12 protein-coding genes are annotated in these 20,970 nt (G+C 71.8%); 2 read left to right on the top strand and 10 right to left on the bottom strand.

The features are described 5' to 3' along the window. Nucleotides 1-105 precede the first annotated feature (105 nt). Nucleotides 106-3,525 carry a hypothetical protein gene (locus IT293_19550; GenBank protein ID MCC6766857.1) on the top strand — a complete coding sequence of 1,140 codons (3,420 nt, stop codon included), beginning with the start codon at nt 106-108 and terminating at the stop codon, nt 3,523-3,525. A gap of 13 nt (nt 3,526-3,538) precedes the next feature. Here IT293_19550 and IT293_19545 read toward each other — a convergent pair whose 3' ends face one another. The 3 genes from IT293_19545 to IT293_19535 form a co-directional block, all read right to left on the bottom strand. Next, nucleotides 3,539-5,077 (bottom strand): hypothetical protein, encoded by a 1,539-nt coding sequence (locus tag IT293_19545; GenBank protein MCC6766856.1) that lies wholly within the window; start codon nt 5,075-5,077, stop codon nt 3,539-3,541. After that, nucleotides 5,064-5,810: an outer membrane lipoprotein-sorting protein gene (locus tag IT293_19540; GenBank protein MCC6766855.1), complete on the bottom strand. Its 747-nt coding sequence runs from the start codon at nt 5,808-5,810 to the stop codon at nt 5,064-5,066. Before IT293_19540 ends, IT293_19545 begins: the two co-directional genes overlap by 14 nt. A 152-nt stretch (nt 5,811-5,962) precedes the next feature. Next, complete coding sequence (locus IT293_19535; protein ID MCC6766854.1) at nt 5,963-7,141, bottom strand: fatty acid desaturase; 1,179 nt, start codon at nt 7,139-7,141, stop codon at nt 5,963-5,965. A 125-nt stretch (nt 7,142-7,266) separates the two neighbouring features. Between IT293_19535 and IT293_19530 the strand changes: the two genes are divergently transcribed. Continuing rightward, nucleotides 7,267-8,628 (top strand): amino acid permease, encoded by a 1,362-nt coding sequence (locus tag IT293_19530; GenBank protein ID MCC6766853.1) that lies wholly within the window; start codon nt 7,267-7,269, stop codon nt 8,626-8,628. A gap of 27 nt (nt 8,629-8,655) precedes the next feature. On the opposite strand, the gene IT293_19525 is transcribed toward IT293_19530, so the two are convergent. From IT293_19525 to IT293_19495, 7 genes are all read right to left on the bottom strand, one after another. Next, the gene (locus IT293_19525) at nt 8,656-9,687 is read right to left on the bottom strand and encodes an NAD(P)-dependent oxidoreductase (GenBank protein MCC6766852.1); all 1,032 of its coding nucleotides are present in this window, start codon (nt 9,685-9,687) and stop codon (nt 8,656-8,658) included. Nucleotides 9,688-9,689: 2 nt separating this feature from the next. Next, a complete protein-coding gene (locus tag IT293_19520; protein MCC6766851.1) occupies nt 9,690-10,526 on the bottom strand; it encodes an SDR family NAD(P)-dependent oxidoreductase in 837 nt (278 codons plus the stop codon). A 12-nt stretch (nt 10,527-10,538) separates the two neighbouring features. Next, nucleotides 10,539-12,266: a thiamine pyrophosphate-binding protein gene (locus tag IT293_19515; GenBank protein ID MCC6766850.1), complete on the bottom strand. Its 1,728-nt coding sequence runs from the start codon at nt 12,264-12,266 to the stop codon at nt 10,539-10,541. 132 nt (nt 12,267-12,398) lie between these two features. Beyond that, complete coding sequence (gene malQ, locus IT293_19510; protein MCC6766849.1) at nt 12,399-14,555, bottom strand: 4-alpha-glucanotransferase; 2,157 nt, start codon at nt 14,553-14,555, stop codon at nt 12,399-12,401. 5 nt (nt 14,556-14,560) lie between these two features. Then, nucleotides 14,561-16,858 (bottom strand): 1,4-alpha-glucan branching protein GlgB, encoded by a 2,298-nt coding sequence (gene glgB, locus IT293_19505; protein ID MCC6766848.1) that lies wholly within the window; start codon nt 16,856-16,858, stop codon nt 14,561-14,563. Further along, nucleotides 16,747-18,870, bottom strand: a complete 2,124-nt coding sequence (gene glgX, locus IT293_19500; GenBank protein ID MCC6766847.1) for a glycogen debranching protein GlgX — start codon at nt 18,868-18,870, stop codon at nt 16,747-16,749. Before glgX ends, glgB begins: the two co-directional genes overlap by 112 nt. Continuing rightward, complete coding sequence (locus tag IT293_19495) at nt 18,867-20,864, bottom strand: alpha-1,4-glucan--maltose-1-phosphate maltosyltransferase (protein MCC6766846.1); 1,998 nt, start codon at nt 20,862-20,864, stop codon at nt 18,867-18,869. Before IT293_19495 ends, glgX begins: the two co-directional genes overlap by 4 nt. Nucleotides 20,865-20,970: the final 106 nt, after the last annotated feature.

Below are 20,970 nucleotides of genomic sequence, written 5' to 3'. Positions count from 1 at the left end.
TGATGTCCATGACCTTGGTCAGGCAGGTCTGCGGGCCAGCCTTCGACGGTTGGCGTCGCATTTGCTCCCGTTCCCGCTGCGGGGTACCGCGAAGGGGGGAAGGCGATGACCGGACGAAAGCGACGGACGCTCCGCGGGCTCGCTGCCGCATTTTGTACGCTCGCCGTCATGGTGGCGTCGCGCGACGTGGGGGCGGCGGCGCGAGACTATGACATCGTCTATGTCCGCCAGCCGCGTTACGGCGACACCACCGGGGCGACCTGGCCGGAAGTCGCGCACCCGGCGAGCCTCGAGCCCGGCGCTGACTTGATGGTGCTGCACCCCGACGGCAGCGAGGCGCTGCTCGTCGCGGGCGGCAACGGCGCCGTCACCGATCCCTTCGTCTCGTTCGATGGCCGCTTCGTCTACTACAGCCTGTTCCCCGACGTCCGCCCGCAGGCCTACAACTCCCAACGTGGGCTGCCGTACGGCGGCGCCGACATCTACCGGCTGGAGCTTGCGACCCGCGCGATCACCCGTCTGACGTTCGGCGAGTTCACCCCGAACACCGGCGCCGGAACCTTCGACGAGTCGAACCCGGTGGATCCCGCCGCCGGTCACGACTCCCTCGGCTACGGCATCCTGAATCTCGGGCCGGCGCCGGTCGCGGGCGGGAAGGTCGCGTTCACCAGCAACCGGAACGGCTTCGTGCCCCCGCGCGGCCTCACCAACCCGACGCTCCAGCTCTTCGTGATGGACGAGGACGGCGCCAACGTGACGCCGATCGCGCCGATGAGCATCGGGAGCGCGCTCCACCCCACACCCCTGCGCGACGGCCGGCTCGCGTACTCCACGCTCGAGAGCCAGGGGCTCCGCGACGGCCGCATGTGGGGTGTCTGGTCGATCCAGCCCGACGGCCGCGCGTGGCGGCCGGTCGTGAGCGCGTTCCGGAGCGGGCAGGCGTTCCACTTCCTGACCCAGCTCGGGAACGGCGACCTCGTCGTCGTGGACTATTACAACCTCAACAACAACGGCTTCGGCGCGCTCTATCGCCTGCCGCCGGCGGCGCCCGCGGGGACGCCGTCGTTCTTCAGCGCCTTCCCCGAGGACAATCCCGCGATCGCGCAGACCGTCGGCGGCGGCTTCCGCTACGACTTCCGGATGGCGTTCACGCCCTTCGGCCTGTTCTCGATCACGCCGTTCACGCACGGCAACGACGAGGCCGCGCCGGTGGGATCGGGCGGGGGACGCGTCGGCAAGTTCACGCACCCCTCGGCGGCGCCCGCGAACGATCTCCTCGTGGTGTGGACGCCGGGGCCCGCCAACGACCTCGACCGTCCGATCTCGACGCCCGAGTACGACGGCGGCATCTACGTCGTGCCGAACGGTGACGTCGTGCACGCGCCGGGCGACCTTGTGCTCGTGAAGAACGACCCGAGCTACAATGAGGCGTGGCCGCGTGCGGTGGTGCCGTACCGCGCCGTGCACGGCGTCGACCAGCCGGACGTCCTGCCGTGGCTCCCGAACGACGGCACGGAGCACGCCGAGCTGCCGGCCGGTACGGCGACGGGTCTGGTCGGCACGAGCAGCCTCCTGAAGCGCGAGAGCTTCCCCGGGTTCGTGCCCTCGTGGTCGAACACCTTCGACGGGCTCGACGCGTTCAATACCGCCGAGAACGGCCAGAGCAGCAACTGGGAATGGCAGGGCGCCGACGCCGGCCGCTACGACGACGACGACGTCTGGGCGATCCGCCTCCTCGCGATGGAGCCGAACACGCACCGGAGCTACGGCCCGCACGGCGGGCCGAGCGGCGGGCCGCTGTTCGCGAGCCACGCGATGGAGCGCCTGCGCATCCTCGGCGAGATCCCGGTGCGGAAGACGGGACCGGGTGGGGCGCCGCTCCTGGATCCCGAGGGCAATCCCGACACGAGCTTCGTGGCGCGCATTCCCGCCGACACGCCGTTCACGTTCCAGACGCTCGACCGGCGCGGGCTCGTGCTCAACATGGCGCAGACGTGGCACCAGGTGCGACCGGGCGAGGCGCGCTACGACTGCGGCGGCTGCCACGCGCACAGCCAGCTGCCGCTCGACTTCCATGCGACCGCCGCGGGGCAGCCCGGCTTCCCGGTCGCCGACCTCGTGCACGAGACGCCGCTGCTCGCGGCTGCGCCCGACGGCTCCCCGACGACGCGCACGGAGCCGGTGCCCGCCGTGACCGTCGAGTTCCTGCGCGACGTGCGGCCGCTCCTGCAGCGGAGCTGCGTGCCGTGCCACACCAAGAACGCGGCGAGCCCGCCGGGGAATCTCGTGCTCGATGACCTCGCCGCCGTCGGCGGCGTGCCCGGCGACTACGCGCGGCTCGCCGACGACCGCTCGGCGCGCTGGGGGTATCCGCCGGTCGGGCCCACGAGCTGGCGGCAGACGAACGCGAGCCGCTACGTGCGGAGCTTCCAGAGCCGGCGCTCGCTGCTCGTCTGGAAGATCTTCGGCGCACGCCTCGACGGCTGGACCAACGCCGACCACCCGACCGAGTCGACGCCCGGCGTGCGCGCGACGCTGCCGGGCGGCGCCGATCCGAACGCCGCCGACCTCGACTACACCGGCACGATCATGCCGCCGCCCGGAAGCGGCGTCCCGGCGCTCGGCGAGGACGAGAAGCGCACGATCGCGCGCTGGGTCGACCTCGGCTGTCCGATCGACCTCACCACCAACGGCTACGGCTGGTTCCTCGACGACCTCCGCCCCGCGCTCGCGGTGACGCTGCCGCGGCCCGGCTGGAACAGCGGGGCGCTCGGCTCGCTCCTGATCGGCGCCGCCGACGCCGACTCCGGACTCGAGGCGGGCTCGCTCTCGATCACCGCCGACGTGCCGATCGCGGGGCGCGGTCCCGGCACGGAGCTCGCGGACCTCGCGACCGTCGTCGGCGACGGCATCTGGTCGGTCGCGTTCACACCGCCGCTCATCGACGTTGCGACCGCGCATCTGCGGGTCGCGGTCGCCGATCGGCAGGGCAACGTCACGCGCGTCGACCGCCGCTTCTCGGTCGGCGACGGCCCGGCGCCGACGCCGACCTTCGTCTTTCCGCAGCCGACCGCCACGCCCGGGCCGGGGGGCGGCGGTCACGACTCCGGCATCACCGGCTACCGCCGCCCGAAGCGCGTGCACCTGCGCGACGGCGTCGCCGCGAAGACGCTGCGCTTGCGCGTGAAGGTCCGGAACGAGGACGTTGTCGCCGACCGCGGCACGCCCGGCCACGAGATCCGCGTCGTGGTCGAGACCGGCAACTGCCCGGCCGGGATCGTGACGGCCGGTCCCGACTTCGCGCCGCGGGTCGCGGGCGCGCAGGACCGCCTCGTCGTCGGCGCCGGCAAGCGCAAGACGGCGACGCTCGCGCTCACGATCGCCGCCGCCGACTTCTTCTCGCCGGCCGCGACGCCCGCGCGCTGCCAGCTCGCGATCCGCGCGGCCGGTCCCGGGACCGACCCGACGCCCGCCGACGACGTCGCGACGCTCGCTCTCGAGGTGCACGACGACAACGACCGGTGAGGGCGGTCACGACTCAGAACGACCAGCGCATGCCGAGCTTGATGCCGTCGTGATCGTGGTACTGGCCGATCGTTTGTCTGGGTGAGCCGCCGATGAGCCGGGCCTCGGCGAGGGCGGAGAGGCTCTCGGTCAGGCGGTAGGACGTCTGCGGCCAGACGAACCAGTCGCCGTGGTTCGGGTTGTAGACGGTCTTGAGCTCGATCCCGAGGCGCTCGTCGAGAAAGCTCTGGCGGATCGTCGCGGCGAGAAGGCTCTCGACCGAATCGTCGATGAAGGCGGCGTCGTGGTCGAAGATGACGGTCTGGAGGAGCTGCGCGAGAAAGAAGGTGCCCGCGAGCCATTCGCGGCCGACGAGGCGGCGCGAGACGCGCTCGGTGACGAACCAGTCGAGGCCGATGCCCCACTGCAGGCACTCGCGCTCGAGTGCCGCGGGCGGGATCGGCAGCGCGACCGTCTCGGCCGTGCCGGTTTGCGCCACGCGCTCTGCCGCCTCGCCGACCACCTGGAAGAGCTGCGGGTCGCTCGCCAGCGTCTCCTGCACGCGCAGCGGGAAGCCGCGGCCGTGGATCCAGGCCGCCTCGGCGCGGAGGGCGAACCAGAGGAGCGGCATCGCGAGGTCGGCGCCGAGGACGGTGATCCGGCGCGTCGACGGTACGACGTCCACGTCGACGCTGGTCGCGAGCGGGTTCGCGGCGTCGCCGGTCGGTGCGACGGTCGCCGCGCTGCGACCCTCGTAGGTCTGGCCCCATTTGTCCCAGCCGTGGAAGCCGGTGAGCGACATCTCGACGCCCTCGTGGAAGTGCTTGAGGCGGATCGCCACGTCGGAGCTCGCGAGCGTGTGCGGAGGCGGGTCGACGTCGGGATAGCGCGTGGCGACGGGGACCGGGCCGAAGGGCGTGTCGAAGGTCTCGGGAACGCGGAGCAGCGGCGCGAACCAGCGGTCCTCGGGCGCCGCGAGGCGCGAGCTCGTGAAGATCGGATTCCACGCGACGTCGAGCGTGGTCGCGCCGACGTAACCCGTCCAGCGGATCGCGGGTACGCCCATCTTCCGCTCGAGCTCGGGCCGGAAGTAGAACTCGGTCAGGTCCTGGGGATTGAAGTGATCGGTCGGCTGGATGTCGTCGAGCTGTCCCCACGAGATCTTCTGTTTGCCGATCCGGAGCTCGAAGGTCTCGAAGTAGAGGTCGACGTAGGCTTCGTCGAGGTTCAGGAAGAGGTCCTTCGACTGGTAGACCTCGTCGAGCGCGAGGAAGGGGTTGCCGCCGCGCGGATGGCCGATCTTGCCGTCGTAGCCGGCGCGGAGCGAGGTGAAGACGCGCCAGCGATCGGTCGTCGTGGCGTCGAGGCGGAGGTCGAGAAGGCCCGTGGGGCGCTCGCTCGGCGTGTCGTCGTGCAGACGGATCACGTCCCAGGTCGCGAGCGAGCCGGCGAGGCTCATGCGGCCGTCGGGCGAGCGGAGCTCGGCGGCCGAGGCGGGACGGGACGCGGCCCCGACGATCAGGACGAGCGCGAGGAGCGCGCGCGGTCGCCGCGACGGGTCACGGCCGGGCACGCGAGAGCCAGCGCTCGCTGAAGATCGCGCAGTCGACCGGGCGATCGTACTCCGCGTCGAGCAGCGTGACGGCGGTCCGGTGCCCCGTGCGGACGTTCGCCATCTCGAGCGCGGCGAGCGTCGGGATGCCGTTCACGACCCGGACATCGAAGTAGCGGCCCACCTTCTCGAGCGCGTCGCGGGCGTCGAAGTACTCGACGCGGACCGGCAGGAAGCTGGTCTGCCGCACCCAGGTGAGGATGCGGGCGTAGTGGTCGATGGCGCGCGGCCGGCTCTCGATCCGGTACGTCGGCTCGCTCTCGACGACCGGCTCGTCGACGAGGAGGTGCGTCCGCTCGTCCTGCGTCGGCGCGCCGAGATCCTCGTACGTGAAATCGGAGCCGAGGAAGCTCTCGCCGCGCGTGGCGGCGTTCACCTGCCGGGGCCGCCCGAGCTCGGGCAGATAGAGCCACATGTCGGGCATCCGGTGGGGATGGATCCAGCTCAGGAACGCCGCGCCGGCGATGTCGGACGGCTCACGGAACACGACGAGCTGCTTGGAGGCGCCGTCGCAGTTCTTGCGATAGGTGGACACGGTGCGGGTGACGGTGCTGCCGTCGCGCGCGGTGAGCTCGACCCGGTAGGCGCGATACGCCTCGTCGCCGAGGTTGCGTGCCTCGAGCGAGCGCCGCATCACTTCGTCGCCGGAGATCGCCCCGGCCGGCGCCGGGCCCCAGGCGGCGAGCGCGAGCATTGCCAGGGCCGCGAATGCCCGGCGCCGGCCCTTCTCGGGAACGAGAACGCGTCCGGCCTCCCCCTTGCCGGATCTCGGGTTTCTTCGCGTCGAGGAGCCCATGCGCGGCTGTGGTGCAACCTCCGCGCCAGGCTCGGGCGGCTCGGGCAGGCTCAGGAGGAGGATGGCGCCGCGACGGGCCCCTCGAGCAGATCGGCGAGGATCGCCTGCCAGCGGACGCGGGCCGCGCGCATCTCGAGCCGGGCGGCCCGCAGCTCGGCGCGCAGGTGGCGAAGCTGTTCGGCGCGGTTGCGGCCCCAGTGGCGACGGGCGAGGGCGAGCTCGCGCTCGCGCGTCGTGAGCGCGGCGGCGGCGCGTTGCACGCTCGCGGCCATCTCGGAGAAGCGTTCCCGGACGTGCGCGCCCGCCTGCTCGGAGCCGCCGCGCCGCCGCTCCAGGCGCTCGGAAAGCCGCTCGGAGTCGCAGTCGAGCTCGGCCGCCACGATGCGCTCGGTCGGGACGCGGCGCAGATCCCAGGCGAGCCCGACCATCTCGAGGCCGCGGATCAGCCACTTCGTCGGGTCCCAGGAGGCGCGGCCGACGCCGTTCCGATAGTCGGTCGCGAAGCGGTGATGGAAGTTGTGGTAGCCCTCGCCGAAGGTGAGGAGCGCGGTCACGATGCTGTCGCGGGCCGAGATCGCCCGCAGGTACGGCCGCCGGCCGATGCGGTGCGCGAGCGAGTTCACGAGGAAGGTCGAGTGGTGCACGAGCACGACGCGGAACACGCCCGCCCAGAGCACGAAGCCCCAGGGGTGGCCCACCGCCCAGCCGAGCGCAAAGGGGACGGCGAAGCCCATGACGACCGCGATCGGCAGGTACCAGGCGTGCTGCCAGCGGATCCATGGGTCGGCGACCAGGTCCGGGATGTTCGAGAAGTCCTCGGCCTTCCTGTGGTCCGTGACGAGGAGCCAGCCGATGTGGGCCCAGAAGAAGCCGCGGGTGATGCTGTACGGATCCTCGTCGCGGTCGAGGTGCTTGTGGTGGCGCCGATGATCGGAGCACCAGGAGAGCACCGAGTGCTGGAACGCCGCCGCCCCGAAGATCAGGTAGAACACCTTGACGATCCGCGAGCACTCGTAGGCCCCGTGGGCGAAGTGACGATGGTAGCCGGTCGTGATGCTGAACCCGGTCGCGCAGACGTAGAAGGCGAAGACCGCGAGCTCGCTCGCGCCGATGCCCATCGCGCTGATGTGCAGGGCGCCCCACACCACCGCGACGAGCGGCGTCGATACCAAGAAGATCGTCGTGACCCAGTTGATCCTGCGGAGCATGCCGACCGTCGTCGCCGTCACCGTTCCCCCTTGCCACGCCGCCGTCGACACGTCCCGCGGCGCGAGCGCGCAATCTACTCGATTGCGGCCGCGAGTCCATCCCGCGACACCCGACGGCCGGTTCGTGCTACGGGGCGGGTGTGGCGGTGACGACGGGCTTCGAGGCGGAGCCGCACGGCGCCGATCCTCGGGATCGACTCGCGCGCGAGCTCGGGACGCTCGACACCGTCATGCTGGTCGTGTCGTCGGTGATCGGCTCGGGCATCTTCCTCACGCCGGCCGCGATCGCCGCGCTGCTGCCGCACCCCGGCCTCGTGCTCGCCGCCTGGCTCGTCGGCGGCCTGCTCTCGCTCGCGGGCGCGCTTGCCAACGCGGAGCTCGGCGCGATGTACCCGCGTGCGGGCGGCGACTACGTGTACCTGCGCGAGGGCTGGCATCCCGCGGCGGGGTTTCTCGTCGGGTGGCTGAGCTTCTTCGTGATCTACGCCGGCACCGTGGCGTCGCTCGCCGCCGCCTTCGGCGAGGCGGTCGCGCCGCAGGTCGGGCTCGGGTCGACGGGCGCGCTTGCGCTCGCGGTCGCCGCGACGGTCGGCACGTCGGCCATCAACTACGTCGGAGTCCGGCGCGGCGTGCAGGTCAACAACCTCGGCAGCTGGCTCAAGCTCGGCGGCGCGGCGCTCTTCGTGGGCGCCGCGCTGGCCGCGGGCGGCGGCGACGTCGGCCGCTTGCGACCGCTCGTCGTGGGCGCCGCATCGGCGGCGCCGCTCTCCGCCTTCGGTCTCGCCCTGTCGCCGGTGCTCTTCACCTATCTCGGATGGAACGCGCCCGTGTACGTCGCGAGCGAGATCCACGATCCCGCGCGCACGCTGCCGCGCGCGCTCTTCCTCGGGCTCGGCCTCTGCATGCTGGCGTACATGGCGCTGAACGTCGTCTACCTCTATGCGCTGCCCCTCGCGGCGCTCGCGGTCGAGCCGAACGTCGGCGCGGCGAGCGCGCAGGCGCTCTTCGGCGCGGCGGCCGGCCGCTTCATGGGCGCGTTCGTGGTCGCCTCGATCCTCGGGACGCTGCACGCGACGATCCTCGTCGGCCCGCGCATCGCCTACGCCATGGCGCTCGACGGGCTCTTCGTCGGCGGCGCGCACGAGGTGCACCCGGAGTACCGGACGCCGCATCGCGCGATCATCGCGCAGGCGCTGGTCGCAATCGTCCTGCTGCTCGTGCTGCGCCGGTTTCCGCGCGTCCTCGACTACACGACCTTCGCGATCGTGCTCGCCACCATGGCCGACACCGCCGTGTTGTACCGCTTGCGCCGCCGTCGTCCCGATCTCCGCCGCCCGTACCGCGCCTGGGGGTATCCCTGGGTGCCGGCGCTCTACCTCGTCGCGAACGGCGGCATCGCGGTGGCGATGCTTCTCGGGCGGCCGCTCGAGTGCGCCATCGGCCTCGGCGTGCTGCTCGTGGGGTGGCCGTTCTACGTCTGGCTACGGCGGGCGGGGCGCCAGCGCTGATCCCGCTCCCGGCGGCGGGTGGTGAGGTCACCGGCCGATGCTTTCGGGCGGGAGAAGATTTTTTTCCCGTAGCCACGCTTCCGTACGCCGCATGCCTTCGGCGAGATCGATCTTCGGCTCGTAGCCGAGCACGCGCCGCGCCTTCGCGATCGAGACCGTCGCCGGCTTCGTGAGCAGCGCGAGCGCCTCGGGTCCGGCTTCGCTCTTCTGGCCCGTCAACCGGCGCAGGACGCCGGCGATGCGCGCCAGGCGCGCGACGGTCGCAGTCGAGTACGCTCGCGGCCGTCCGGACTTTTTCACCCAACGGCAGAGATGGGCGAAGTATTCCTCGCACGTCACGGCGACGCCGCCCGTGATCGAGAAGATGTGTCCAGCCGCGGCACTCGTCCCCCCGGCGAGCACGATCCCATCCACGAGGTCATCGATGTAGGTCGGGCTCAGGATTCCCTTGCCGTACGCCGGCAGCAGAAACATTCCCTTGCGGATCACCTCGAGAGGGAGAAGCACCCAGGGTCGCGAGCCGGGGCCGTAGACGTCGCCCGGACGAACGATCGTGCAGGCGATCTCACCGGCCGCGTGCGCCGCCAGCGCCGGATGTTCGCTGCCGCCTTTGGCGTCGTCGTACGCGCGACCGGTCGCTGCCGCGACCGGATAGGTCTCATCGGCGTCGGGCGGGAACTGCTTCCCGAAGGCGGCGCACGAGGAGATCTGGATGAAGCGCTCGGCGCCGCCCGCGACGGCGGCATCGAGCGCTTTGCGCACGCCGTTGACGCTGATCCGCCAGTAGAGCGGCCGCGGCGCGGTATTCGACACCACCGCGACGGTGTTGATCACGAGGTCGCACCCCGCGGCATGCGCTTGCCAGCCCCCGGCCTCGCCCACGTCGCCCGCGACGACGCTCCACGCGGCGTCCCCGCTCACGTCCACGCCGCGCACGTCGACGCCGAGCGCGCGGTAGCGGGTCATCAGCGCGCGCCCGATGAATCCGTTGGCGCCCGTGACGAAGACCCGACCCGGCAGCGCGGGCGTCTGACCGCCGGATCCGATCGGAACTCGCATGGTCATCCTCTGGCGGTACGGCGTTGCGCATCGCCGCGGCGTGCCTTCGCCACCATGCGATCGGCCAACCGGTCGAGCAACGTGCGCGGCAGCAGCTTCTGCATCGCCCACGCGAGGCGCGCGCGGCGTCCCGGGACGACGAGGGACCGTCCGCGCATCACCGCCTCGATCATGTAGCGACACGTGGGGTCGAGCGCCAGCGTTCCCGCGAAGAGCTTCATGGCCGTCGTCTCCACGGGACGAGTCGTCGCGTCTTCACGCGACATGGGCGTGTCGATCTCCGGGGGACAAACGACGCACACGTCGATCCCGTGCTGCGCGTACTCGACGCGCAGCACGCCCGCGAGTCCGACGACGCCGTGCTTGGAGGCGGCGTACCCCGATTGGCCGTAGGCGGCCATGAGTCCGGCCAGCGATGCGACGAGCGCGAGCTTCGATCCGGGCCGCATCAACGGAAGCACGGCCGCGGCGACGTTGCGGGTCCCCAGGAGATTGACCCGGATCATGCGCTCGAACCGTTCGGCGGGAAACTCCGCGAACGGCCGCGAGAAGCCGCCGACGCCCGCGGCGTGAAACACGACGTCCGGTGGCCCCGACTGGAGCGACGCGGCGCGGAAGATCCGCTCGGCCGCCACGGGATCGGTGACGTCGAGCGCGTAGTGGTGGACGCGTTGGGAGGTCGCTCGGCGCGCGCCCTCGATCCGGCGCGCGGCGGTGTCGCCGGGAGCGACGTCGAAGATCGCCACGTCGGCGCCGCGCTCCGCGAACAGCTCGGCGACGCGCAGGCCGATCCCGCTCGCACCGCCCGTGACGTAGACCTTCGCGCTCGAGAGCAGCACGGCCGCGCGCCCTCAGTACACGGCCGTGTTTCTCGCCTTGCGGAACTGCTCGTAGCCGGGCGGCGTCGTGTTGAGATCGCGATCGACCTCGACGTGCAGCACGGCGGGCTTGCGCGCCGCCAGCGCGCGCTCGAGCGCCGGGCGGAGCTCGTCCTGCGTTCGGACGTATGCACCGTGGCAACCCATCATCTCCGCGATGCCGTCGTAGCGCACCGCCCCCATGTCGATACCGCGCTCGGCCCAATCGCTCGGACCGAATCCCTGCGCGTTGAAGGCCGTCTTCTCCATGCCCCACGCGTTGTCGACGGCGACGACCACGATGATCGGCAACTGCTCGCGAACGGCCGTCTCGAGCTCCATCACGTTGAACCCGAAAGCGCCGTCCCCGGTGATCGTACAAACCGGGCGGTCCGGGGCCGCGAGCTTCGCGCCGAGCGCGAAAGGCAGGCCCGTGCCGAGGTATCCCATCTTGACCGAGTAGAGAAAGCTGTGGGGCGTCAGGATCGGGTGATAGGCGACGCCGGTCAGCGTCGTATTGCCGCCGTCGAGGACCGTGACGGCGTCGGGCGGAAAGAACTCGCGGATGGCGAGCACCATCTGTCCGGGGTTGAGCCCGGTCGCGCCGGGGTGTGCGAGGTACTCGATGCCCTTCATGATGGTCGTGGCGGACTGCTCGCGATACTCGGCGAGGCCCGCCATCTCTTGCCGCGCGGGAGCCTTGTCCCGGATCCTGGCGAGCAGCGCCGCCAGCGCCTTCTTGGCGTCCGCGACCACGGCGATGTCCACCGGGCGGTTGAGCCCGATCGACATCGGATCGGCATCGATCTGGACCGTCGTCTGCCGCGCCGGCGTCCCCCACGTCGGCGGCATGCCCCACGAGTCGTATTCGCCGAGCCGTGCGCCTACGACGAGAATCACGTCGGCCTCGCTGCGCGCCTTCCCCACGCCGGCGAGATCGAAGGGGTGGAAATAGTGCGGATGATTCTCGGGCACCACGCCGCGTGCGCCGAGTGTGGCGCTCATGCCCGCGGCGAGATGTTCGGCGAGCGCCAGAAGCTCGGCGGCGCCATCGGACCAGAGAACCCCCTTGCCCGCATGGATGAACGGCCGTTTCGCATGCATCAGCGCTTCCGCGGCGCGCTCCACCTGCGCGGGATCCCCCGCTCCCATGTCGGTCACGCGATAGCGGGCGGCGGGGAAGACGGCCGGCGCGTGCGCTTCGTCGATCATCGTGGCGAGCAGCTCGTCGGGGATCGCGAGAAAGGCGGGACCCGGACGACCCGTGAGCGCCGCACGAAAGGCCGCGCGGACCATCTCGGGGACGCGCTCCCACTGCCGGATGGTGGCGCTGTACTTCGTGATCGGACGTGCCATCGCCTCGGTGTCGGCCGCCTGCCACGCCCCACCCCGGTTGGGGTCGGTTCGCACCCGGCTGCGCAACGTTCCGATGGCGAGCACGGGATGGCCTTCGCCGTGGGCACTGACCAGACCCGCGAGCATGTTGCCGGTGCCGCAGGCGGGATTGCCGATCACGACCGAAGGTTTGCGCGCGATCCTGGCATAGCCTTCGGCGAGGTGGACCGCGGCTTCTTCGTGACGCGTGTTCACGTAGCGGATTCCGTACTTGGCCGTGTGCACGACCATCGGTATGTGGGCGCCGTCAATGATGCCGCACATCAATTCGATGCCTTCTGCCGCAAGGCTTCGAATGAGCAGCTCGCCGACGCTGATGTCTCCCATGATCTCCTCGAAGGCGGGTCATCGCTCCCCGCGCACGTCTCCCTGTACTCGACGCGACCCGCACCGCCAAGGCTCGCGTTTCGGTGACCGGCGACCCCGCGCGAAGCGCGGGGGTCCAGCGCCGAACCGCCGTCAGCGGCGGCGGCGCGCCGTATCCGCCAAAGCCCGCGCGACCGCGGGCTCCGTCGCGAGGCGCTCGAGCGGGAGGCCCGGACGGCGGCTCCAGCTCGGATAGTGGTCGAGGTCGACGCCGGGGAGGTTCACGGGATCGACCGCTCCGGCCAGATCGTCGAACGCGATGCCGACGAGCGCGCTCCGCGTGCGACAGAGGAAGGCATGGACGGCGCCGCGGAACGCCGGGTCGGCCCCGTCGGCGGGGTGGTCGGGCGGCCAGAGCCCGGCATCGACGAGCAGCATCCGGAGCGCCGCGACCGCTCCACGCCGCTCGCGCCGCGCGACTGCGAGCGCGCGCGCGTTCCGCAGCTGACCGTGGCGGCGGCGGAGCACGAGGTCGCGTCCCGCGGTCCAGCCCGCGAGCGGCACCATGTCGTGCGTGTTTGCGCCGAGAAGGGCCTGACGGGGATATCTCGATGCCGGCAGGAACGCGCCCCGCCGGTCGCGCGAGAAGAGCAGGACGCGGGTCGAGAGCGCGCCGACGCGGTGGAGACGTTCCGGGAGACCGGGCGGGACGGTGCCGAGATCCTCGCCGATCACGAGCGCTCCGGCGCGGGTGCTCTCGAGCGCGAGGATGCCGAGAAGATCATCGGCGGGGAACCGCACGTAGGCACCTTCCGTGCCGGGGCGCCGCGGCGGGATCCAGAACTGCCGGAAGAGGCCGAGGACGTGATCGATGCGGAGGGCGCCCGCGTGGCGGAACGCCGACCGCAGGAGCCGCGTCCAGTACGCGTAGCCGTCGCGTCGGAGCGCGTGCGGATCGAGCGGCGGCAAGCCCCAGTTCTGGCCGGCGGGCGCGAGGCCGTCCGGCGGCGCGCCGAGGCTCGTGCCGTCGAGCACGAAGCGTCCGGGGAATGCCCACGCGTCCGCGCCGCGGGCCGCCGAGCCGAGCGCGACGTCCTGGTAGACGCCGATCGCGAGCCGCGCGCGCCGGGCGCGCGCGGCGACCGTGGCCAGCTGGCGGTCGAGCTCGAACTGCACCCACTGTGCCCGCTCGACCGCCGCGGCATGACGTACCCGGAACGCTTCGACCGCCGGCGACCCCGGGTCGCGGTAGGCGCGGGGCCAGCGGCGCCAGTCGCGGCCGGCGGTCGCGGCGAGGTGCTCCTCGAGCGCGACGTACGTAGCGAAGTCGCGGAGGGCGGGACCTTCCTCGCGGCAGTAGCGGCGGTACGCGCGTCCGCGCGCCGTGTCCGCCCCGCCGTGGAGGCGCGCGAAGGTGCGGTAGAGCGCCGCGATCACCGGGGCCTTCACGGCCATCACGCCCGCGTAGTCGACGCGCGCCCCGCCGCGGAGGTGATCGAGGCGCTCGCGCATCGCGCGGCCGCCGAGGGCGCGCGCGACGCCCGGCGTGTCGGCGATCTCGGGCACGGCCTCGACGTCGAGGTAGAGCGGGTTCCGGTAGAGTCGGCTCACGGGGTTGTACGGGCTGATCTCGCGGCGCGCGTTGCGGAGGGCGTGCAGCGGATTCACGCCGACGAACGCGGCGCCGATCTCGCCGGCGAAGTCGGCGAGCGTCGCGAGGTCGCCGAAGTCGCCGGCGCCCCAGTTGCGGGCGCTCTCGATCGCGTAGAGATTCGCGAGCAGGCCGAATACGCCGCGGCTGCCGAGTCGCGCCCGCGGCAGCGGACAGCGCGGCGGCACGACGATCAGCGTCTGCGCGGCGGTCACGTCGGGCGCGCCGCGCGCGCGGAGCGTGAGGCGCAGGCGGTGGTACCCGAGCGGCGGCGTGAAGGGCAGTCCCATCGATGCCTTGGCGCGACGTCCGCGGACGTATCCCGACGCGGTGGTGCGGTCGCCGCGTTCGTCGGTGAGCTCGACGTGCCATTCCCCGTGACGCCGCTGATGCGCTGCGGGAAGCGTCACCGGCAGCCGGCGCGCCGCCGTGGGCCCGCAGACGCGAGTCGGCGCGAGCGCCACGGCGGCGCGCGCGGCGAGGAGCCGGGCGGCGTGTACGGCCTCCGCTTCGGTCGAGGCATCGTGGCCGAGGGCCGCGACGAGCGCCTCGGCCGTACGATCCGAGGTGTGACGTACGAGGCCGCTCGTGTCGACGTAGCGCGGGAGGACGCCGAGGCGCGCGGCGAGTCGTCGGAGTGCGGGGCGCGGCGTCGCCATCGCGGTCATGCCGGCGTGAGGACGAGCGCCGCGAGCGGTGGCAACGTCAGTCGGATCGATTGCGGCTGGTCCTGCCAGGGCAGCGGCTCGGTGGCGAAGACGTCGGCGTGGAGGTGGCCCGAGCCGCCGAAGAAGGCGGCGTCGCTGTCGAGTCGGAGCGCGTAGCGGCCGGCGCTCGGCACGCCGAGCCGATATCCCGGGCGGGGGATGGGCGTCAGGTTCAGCACCACGACGGCGTGCGCGTCGCCGTCGCGGCGCTGATAGCTCACGATCGAGGATTCGCGGTCGGCACAGTCGATCCAGGCGAACGACGCGCCGTCGGGGTCGCCGCGCCAGAAGCACGGGGTGCCCACGTAGAGCGCGCCGAGCGCGGCGAGGAAACGCGCGAGGCCGCGGCGGGACGGCCGGTCCCCGAGGTGCCAGTCGAGGCTCGCGTCGTGATTCCATTCGTGGTGGGGCGCGAGCTCGGTTCCCATGAACAGCAGCTGCTTTCCGGGCCGGGTGTACTGATACGCGAGGAGCACGCGAAGATTCGCGAGCTTCTGCCACTCGTCGCCGGGCATCTTCTCGAGCAACGATTGCTTCCCGTGCACGACCTCGTCGTGCGAGAGCGGGTTCACGAAGCGCTCGCGGTGCTCGTAGAGCATTGCGAAGGTGAGCTCGTCGTGGTGGAAGCGGCGATGGATCGGTTCGCGCGCGAAATAGCCGAGCGTGTCGTGCATCCAGCCCATGTTCCACTTGAGCGAGAACCCGAGACCGCCGGCGTTGGTCGGGTGCGTGACGCCGGGCCATGCCGTCGACTCCTCGGCGATCGTGCAACAGCCCGGCTGCTCCGTGGCGATCGTGTCGTTCAGGTCGCGGAGGAAGGCCACCGCGTCGAGGTTCTCGCGCCCGCCGTACTGGTTCGGCAGCCACTCGCCCTCGCGGCGGCTGTAGTCGAGATAGAGCATCGAGGCGACGGCGTCGATGCGGAGGCCGTCGACGTGAAACTCGTCGAGCCAGTAGAGGGCGTTGGCGACCAGGAAGTTCGCGACCTCGCGCCGGCCGTAGTTGAAGATGAGCGTGCCCCAGTCGGGGTGCTCGCCGCGCCGCGGGTCGTCGTGCTCGTAGAGCGCCGTCCCGTCGAAGCGGCGGAGTGCGTAGTCGTCGCGCGGAAAGTGCGCCGGAACCCAGTCGAGGATGACGCCGAGGCCGTGCTGGTGGCAGATGTCGACGAAGAAGCGGAAGTCGTCCGGTACGCCCCAGCGCGCCGCCGGCGCGTAGTAGCCCGTCACCTGATAGCCCCACGAGCCCTCGAACGGATGCTCCATGATCGGCAGGAGCTCGACGTGCGTGAAGCCGAGCTCGCGCGCGTGTCTCGCGAGACGCGGGGCGATCTCGCGATAGCCGAGCGAGCGGTTGCCTTCATGGGGCACGCGCGCCCACGACCCGAGGTGGACCTCGTAGATCGCCATCGGGCTGCGCGTCGGATCGTGGGCGCGCCGCGCCCGCATCCAGACGTCGTCGCCCCAGGCATAGGCACTGTCGGCGACGACGCGCGAGGCCGTGCCGGGCTCACGCTCCATCGCCGCGGCGAAGGGATCCGTCTTGAGACGGAGCTCGCCTTGCGGGGTGACGATCTCGTACTTGTAGAGCGCTCCGGGCTGCACGCCGGGGACGAAGAGCTCGAAGACGCCGGAGGAGCCGAGCTGGCGCATCGGAAAGAGGCGGCCGTCCCAGCCGCAGAAGTCCCCGACCACCGAGACGCGCTTGGCGCTCGGCGCCCAGACGGCGAAGGCGACGCCGTCGCTGCCCTCGACGCGGCGCCGATGGGCGCCGAGATGGCGCCACAGGCGGCGGTGCGTGCCCTCCCCGAAGAGGTGGAGGTCGAGGTCGCCGAGCGTCGGCAGGAAGCGATACGGATCGTCGCGCTCCCAGGTGCGGCCGTCTGGGAAATGGAAGCGGAGGCGATAGGAGAAGGGGGGAGCGGCGCCCGCGAGGAAGGCGGCGAACACGCCGTTCCCGCGCGCCGTCGCCGGCGTCGCCCGGCCGTCGGGTCCGAGCACCTCGACCGCAGTCGTGTCCGGATGGAAGGCGCGCACCACGGCGCCCCTGATGCCGCCGACCGTGGCGGGATGCGCGCCGAGGACGTCGTGCGGGGTCGGGTGGCGACCGGCGGCGAGGCGGCGCTCGGCCGCGGTGAGCGTGTCGCTCACCCGCGATCCTCGTAGCGCAGGAGCACGAGCGAATGGCCGACGAGATTCACGACGTCGGCCTTGATCGTACGGGTCGTGTTGCGGGCGGTGTGCACGAGCTCGTGCCATTCGCCGGGGCGGCCGAGGCGCGGCAGGTTGAAGGCGCGCGGTCGCGTTCCGCCGTTGGCGAGGAGCAGCAAGGTCCGGCCGACGACCGGGCGGCCGCGATCGTCCTTCTCGTCGGTCGCCCGTCCGTGGATGAGCATGCCGAGCACGTGCGCCTCGGGATGGTGCCAGTCGGCCTCGGTGAGCTCCTGACCGTCGGGACGCAACCATGCGACGTCCTTCAGCCCCGTGCCCGAGATCTCGCCGCCGTGGAAGAAGCTCCGGCGCCGCAGCACGGGGTTGCCGGCGCGGATCGCGAACACGCGGCGCGTGAACGCGAGAAGGTCGCGGGCGGGCTGGTCGAGGTTCCAGTCGACCCAGCTCAGCTCCGAGTCCTGGCAGTAAGCATTGTTGTTGCCGTGCTGGGTATGGTGCATCTCGTCGCCCGCGAGGAGCATCGGGACGCCCTGCGAGAAGGCGAGCGTCGCGAGGAGATTGCGCTCGGTGCTGGCGCGCTGGCGCAGGACCTCGACCGCCGCCGTCGGCCCCTCGGCGCCCCAGTTGCGGCTCCAGTTGTCGTTGGTGCCGTCGCGATTGTCTTCGCCGTTGGCCTCGTTGTGCTTCTGGTCGTAGCTCACGAGGTCGCGCAGCGTGAATCCATCGTGGCAGGTGACGAAGTTGATGCTCGCATCGGCGTTCCGACCGTTCGGTCCGAAGAGTTCACTCGAGCCCGAGAGGCGCGACGCGAGGTCGGCGACGCGGCCCGGATCGCCGCGCCAGAAGCGGCGGACACCGTCGCGGAAGCGGCCGTTCCACTCCGACCATCCGGCGGGGAACGCGCCGCCCCAGTCGCCGCCTGGTCCGAGGTCCCACGGCTCGGCGACGAGCTTCACGCGCGAGAGGACCGGATCCTGGCGCACCATCTCGAAAAACGCGTCGCTGCGCACGTCGACGGCGGCGCCGCGGCCGAGCACCGGCGCGAGATCGAAGCGGAAGCCGTCCACGTGCATCTCCTCGACCCAGTACCGCAGGCTATCGAGCACCAGTTGGGTCGTGCGCGGGTGCGGGAGGTTCAAGGTGTTGCCGCAGCCGGTGACGTCGACGTAGGAGCGCGGGTTGCCGGCGTCGAGGCGGTAGTAGACGGCGTTGTCGATGCCGCGCAGCGAGAGCGTGGGCCCGCGCTGATCGCCCTCGCCGGTGTGATTGTAGACGACGTCGAGGATCACCTCGAGGCCGGCGCGGTGGAGCCGCTTCACCATCGTCTTGAACTCGGCGACCTGGGCGCCGCCGCCGGCGGTCGCGAAGCGCACGTCGGGGGCGAAGAACGCCAGCGTGTTGTAGCCCCAGTAGTTGGTGAGGCCGCGCGCGAAGAGATGGCGATCGACGATCGCCTGATGGATCGGCAGCAGCTCGATCGTGGTGACGCCGAGGCTCTGGAGGTGCTGGATCACGGGGTCGGTCGCGAGGCCGAGGTAGGTGCCGCGCAGGCGCGCCGGCACCTCGGGGTGGCGCGCGGTCAGGCCCTTCACGTGGCACTCGTAGATCACCGTGCGGCTCCACGAGACGCGGGGCGGACGGTCGTCGCCCCACGTGAACGCGGACTCGACGACGACGCTCTTCGGCGCGGCGTCGGCGCTGTCGAGCGGGCTCGGGACGAGGTCGTCCTCCGGCTCGGCCGGAGCGAAGCCGAAGAGCGAGGGGCCGAAGCGGCCGCCGTCGCTGAGCGCCCGCGCGTAGGGATCGACCAGGAGCTTCTGCGGATTGAACCGATGACCGCGTTGCGGATCGTACGGTCCGTGGACCCGGTAGCCGTAGCGCTGGCCGGGGCGGACGTCCGGCAGGTAGGCGTGCCAGACCCCTTGGTCGCGCTCGACCAGCGGAACGCGCGCGGCCTCGCGGTCGGCGTCGTCGAAGAGGCAGAGCTCGATCGCCGTCGCGTGGGCGGAGAAGATCGCGAAGTTGACGCCTTCGCCGTCCCAGGTGGCGCCGAGGGGCTGCGGGGCGCCCGGCCAGACGCGCACGTCGTTCGCGCTCATGCGGGAATGCTCGGCGCGCGGAGGCGGAAGATCTGGCCGACCCGGTCCGCGGGGTCGAGCCGGACGTAGTTGCGCCGGCCCCGCCACGCGAAGCGCTCGCCGCTCAGGCACTCCTCGACTTCGAAGGACGCGTCCTCGCCGAGGCCGAGCATTTCGAGGGGGACCTCGACCATGGACTCGCGCACGTGGTGCGGGTCGAGGTTCACGACGACGAGCAGGGTCTCCTCCGGGGCATCACCGCGCTTCGAGTACCACAACAGGTGCTCGGCGCCCGCATCGTGGAAGGCGAGATTGTTGGCGAGCTGGAGCGCGCGATGGCGCCGCCGAAGGTCGTTCAGCGCGCGCACGTCGTCGTTCAGGTTGCCCGCGGCGTCGTAGTCGCGCCGGCGCAGCTGGAACTTCTCCGAGTCGAGGTACTCCTCACCGCCCGCGTGCAACGGGGTCGCTTCGCAGAGCTCGTAGCCGCTGTAGATGCCGTAGAGCGGCGAGAGCGTCGCGGCCAGCAGCAAGCGCACCCGGAAGGCCGCGCGGCCGCCGGTCTGGAGGTAGGCGTGCAGCACGTCGGGCGTCGTCGGGAAGAGGGCGGGTCGCAGGATCTCGGCGAGCTCTCCCTGGGTGAGCTCCGTCAGGTACGCGCGCAGCTCCGCCGCCGTCGTCCGCCAGATGAAGTAGGTGTACGACTGGCTGAAGCCGAGCGCGGCGAGCGCGCGGACCGCCTTCGGACGGGTGAAGGCCTCGGCGAGGAAGAGCACGTCGGGGTGCGCGCGGGTGACGTCGGCGATCAGCCACTCCCAGAAGGCGAAGGGCTTCGTGTGCGGGTTGTCGACGCGGAAGGTGCGGACGCCGTGCTCGATCCAGAAGAGCACGACGTCGCGCCACGCCGCCCAGAGCGCCGCGCGGTCGGCGCACCAGAAGTCGACCGGCACGATGTCCTCGAACGTGTAGGGCGGGTTCTCGGCGCACCGGATCGACCCGTCGGCGCGTCGGACGAACCAGTCGGGATGCTCGCGGATCCACGGGTGGTCCGGCGAGCAGTGCGGCGCGAAGTCGAGCGCGATCTCCAACCCGTGGCGCGCGGCCACGGCGACGAGGTGGTCGAAGTCGGCGAGTGTGCCGAGCGCGGGCTCGATCGCGGTGTGGCCGCCGGCGTCTCCTCCGATCGCCCACGGGCTTCCCGGATCGTCCGGACCCGCGGTCGGGGCGCCGTTCGGACCCTTGCGGTGCGTGCGTCCGATCGGGTGGATCGGCGGAAGGTATGCGACATCGAATCCGAGCGCCGCGAGGGCCGGCAAGCGCTCGGCGGCGTCGCGCAGCGTGCCGTGCCGGCCGGGGAGCGGGCTGCACGAGCGGGGGAACAGCTCGTACCAGGCGGCGAAGCGGGCGCGCTCGCGATCGACGATCACGACCAGGTCGACGGCGTGGCGCGTCCGGTCGGGCGCGGGGAGATGGCGTGCGACGAGCTCGGCGAGCGTGTCGTCGCGGAGCACCGTCAACGCGCGCTCGGCGGACGGTACGTCGACGCGGCCGAGCGCGGCGGCGGCGCGTGCGAGCGCCGCGGCCGGCGCGTGCGGCGCCGCTTCGCGAAGGAGCGCCGCGCCTTCGCGCAGATCCGCCTCGAGGGGGCGGCCCGCGTCGAGCCGCGCCGCGAGCGCGCGCCGCCACGTGGCGAAGCGGTCCGTCCATGCCTCGATGGTGTACGTCCAGCGGCCGAGCCGATCCGGGAGGAAGCTCCCGTGCCAGCGGTCGCTGTCGTAGTCGTAGGCGAGCGACGCGTACCGCCAGGCCGTGTCGCCGGGGCCGCGGAACGCGATGCGGCCGGCCAGGACGTCGTGGCCGTCGCGCAGGATGTCGACCGTCACGGGGCAGGGCTCGCCGAGGATGCGCTTGATCGGATGGCGGCCGGCGTCGGCCGTCGGTGCGACGTGCTCGATCACGAATCGCGGCGGCTCGACGTCCGATCCGACCGCCGCTTCCTCGCTCCCCGTCGCCCTCATGCGTGCGTCGCGAGAAACTGTAACAGCCGCGCCGGGCACCCGCTAGGTTGTCCCTGGGTTCGGGAGACGCAGCGCCGAGGGGGCGAGGGCGAGCGCCGAGCATCGC

Source organism: Deltaproteobacteria bacterium (genome assembly GCA_020848745.1).
In the GTDB taxonomy this organism is placed as follows: domain Bacteria; phylum Desulfobacterota; class Binatia; order UTPRO1; family UTPRO1; genus UTPRO1.
The sequence above is the reverse complement of the archived record's forward strand: the minus strand, read 5'-3'. Positions and strand labels throughout refer to the sequence as shown.

What these genes read in the sequence shown, in the direction of transcription:
- IT293_19550 (MCC6766857.1), top strand. Translation starts at nt 106, where the DNA reads ATGACCGGACGAAAGCGACGGACGCTCCGCGGGCTCGCTGCCGCATTT.
- IT293_19540 (MCC6766855.1), bottom strand. Translation starts at nt 5,810, where the DNA reads ATGCTCGCGCTCGCCGCCTGGGGCCCGGCGCCGGCCGGGGCGATCTCC.
- IT293_19525 (MCC6766852.1), bottom strand. Translation starts at nt 9,687, where the DNA reads ATGCGAGTTCCGATCGGATCCGGCGGTCAGACGCCCGCGCTGCCGGGT.
- IT293_19515 (MCC6766850.1), bottom strand. Translation starts at nt 12,266, where the DNA reads ATGGGAGACATCAGCGTCGGCGAGCTGCTCATTCGAAGCCTTGCGGCA.
- malQ (MCC6766849.1), bottom strand. Translation starts at nt 14,555, where the DNA reads ATGGCGACGCCGCGCCCCGCACTCCGACGACTCGCCGCGCGCCTCGGC.
- glgB (MCC6766848.1), bottom strand. Translation starts at nt 16,858, where the DNA reads ATGGCACGAGCTCGTGCACACCGCCCGCAACACGACCCGTACGATCAA.
- glgX (MCC6766847.1), bottom strand. Translation starts at nt 18,870, where the DNA reads ATGAGCGCGAACGACGTGCGCGTCTGGCCGGGCGCCCCGCAGCCCCTC.
- IT293_19495 (MCC6766846.1), bottom strand. Translation starts at nt 20,864, where the DNA reads ATGAGGGCGACGGGGAGCGAGGAAGCGGCGGTCGGATCGGACGTCGAG.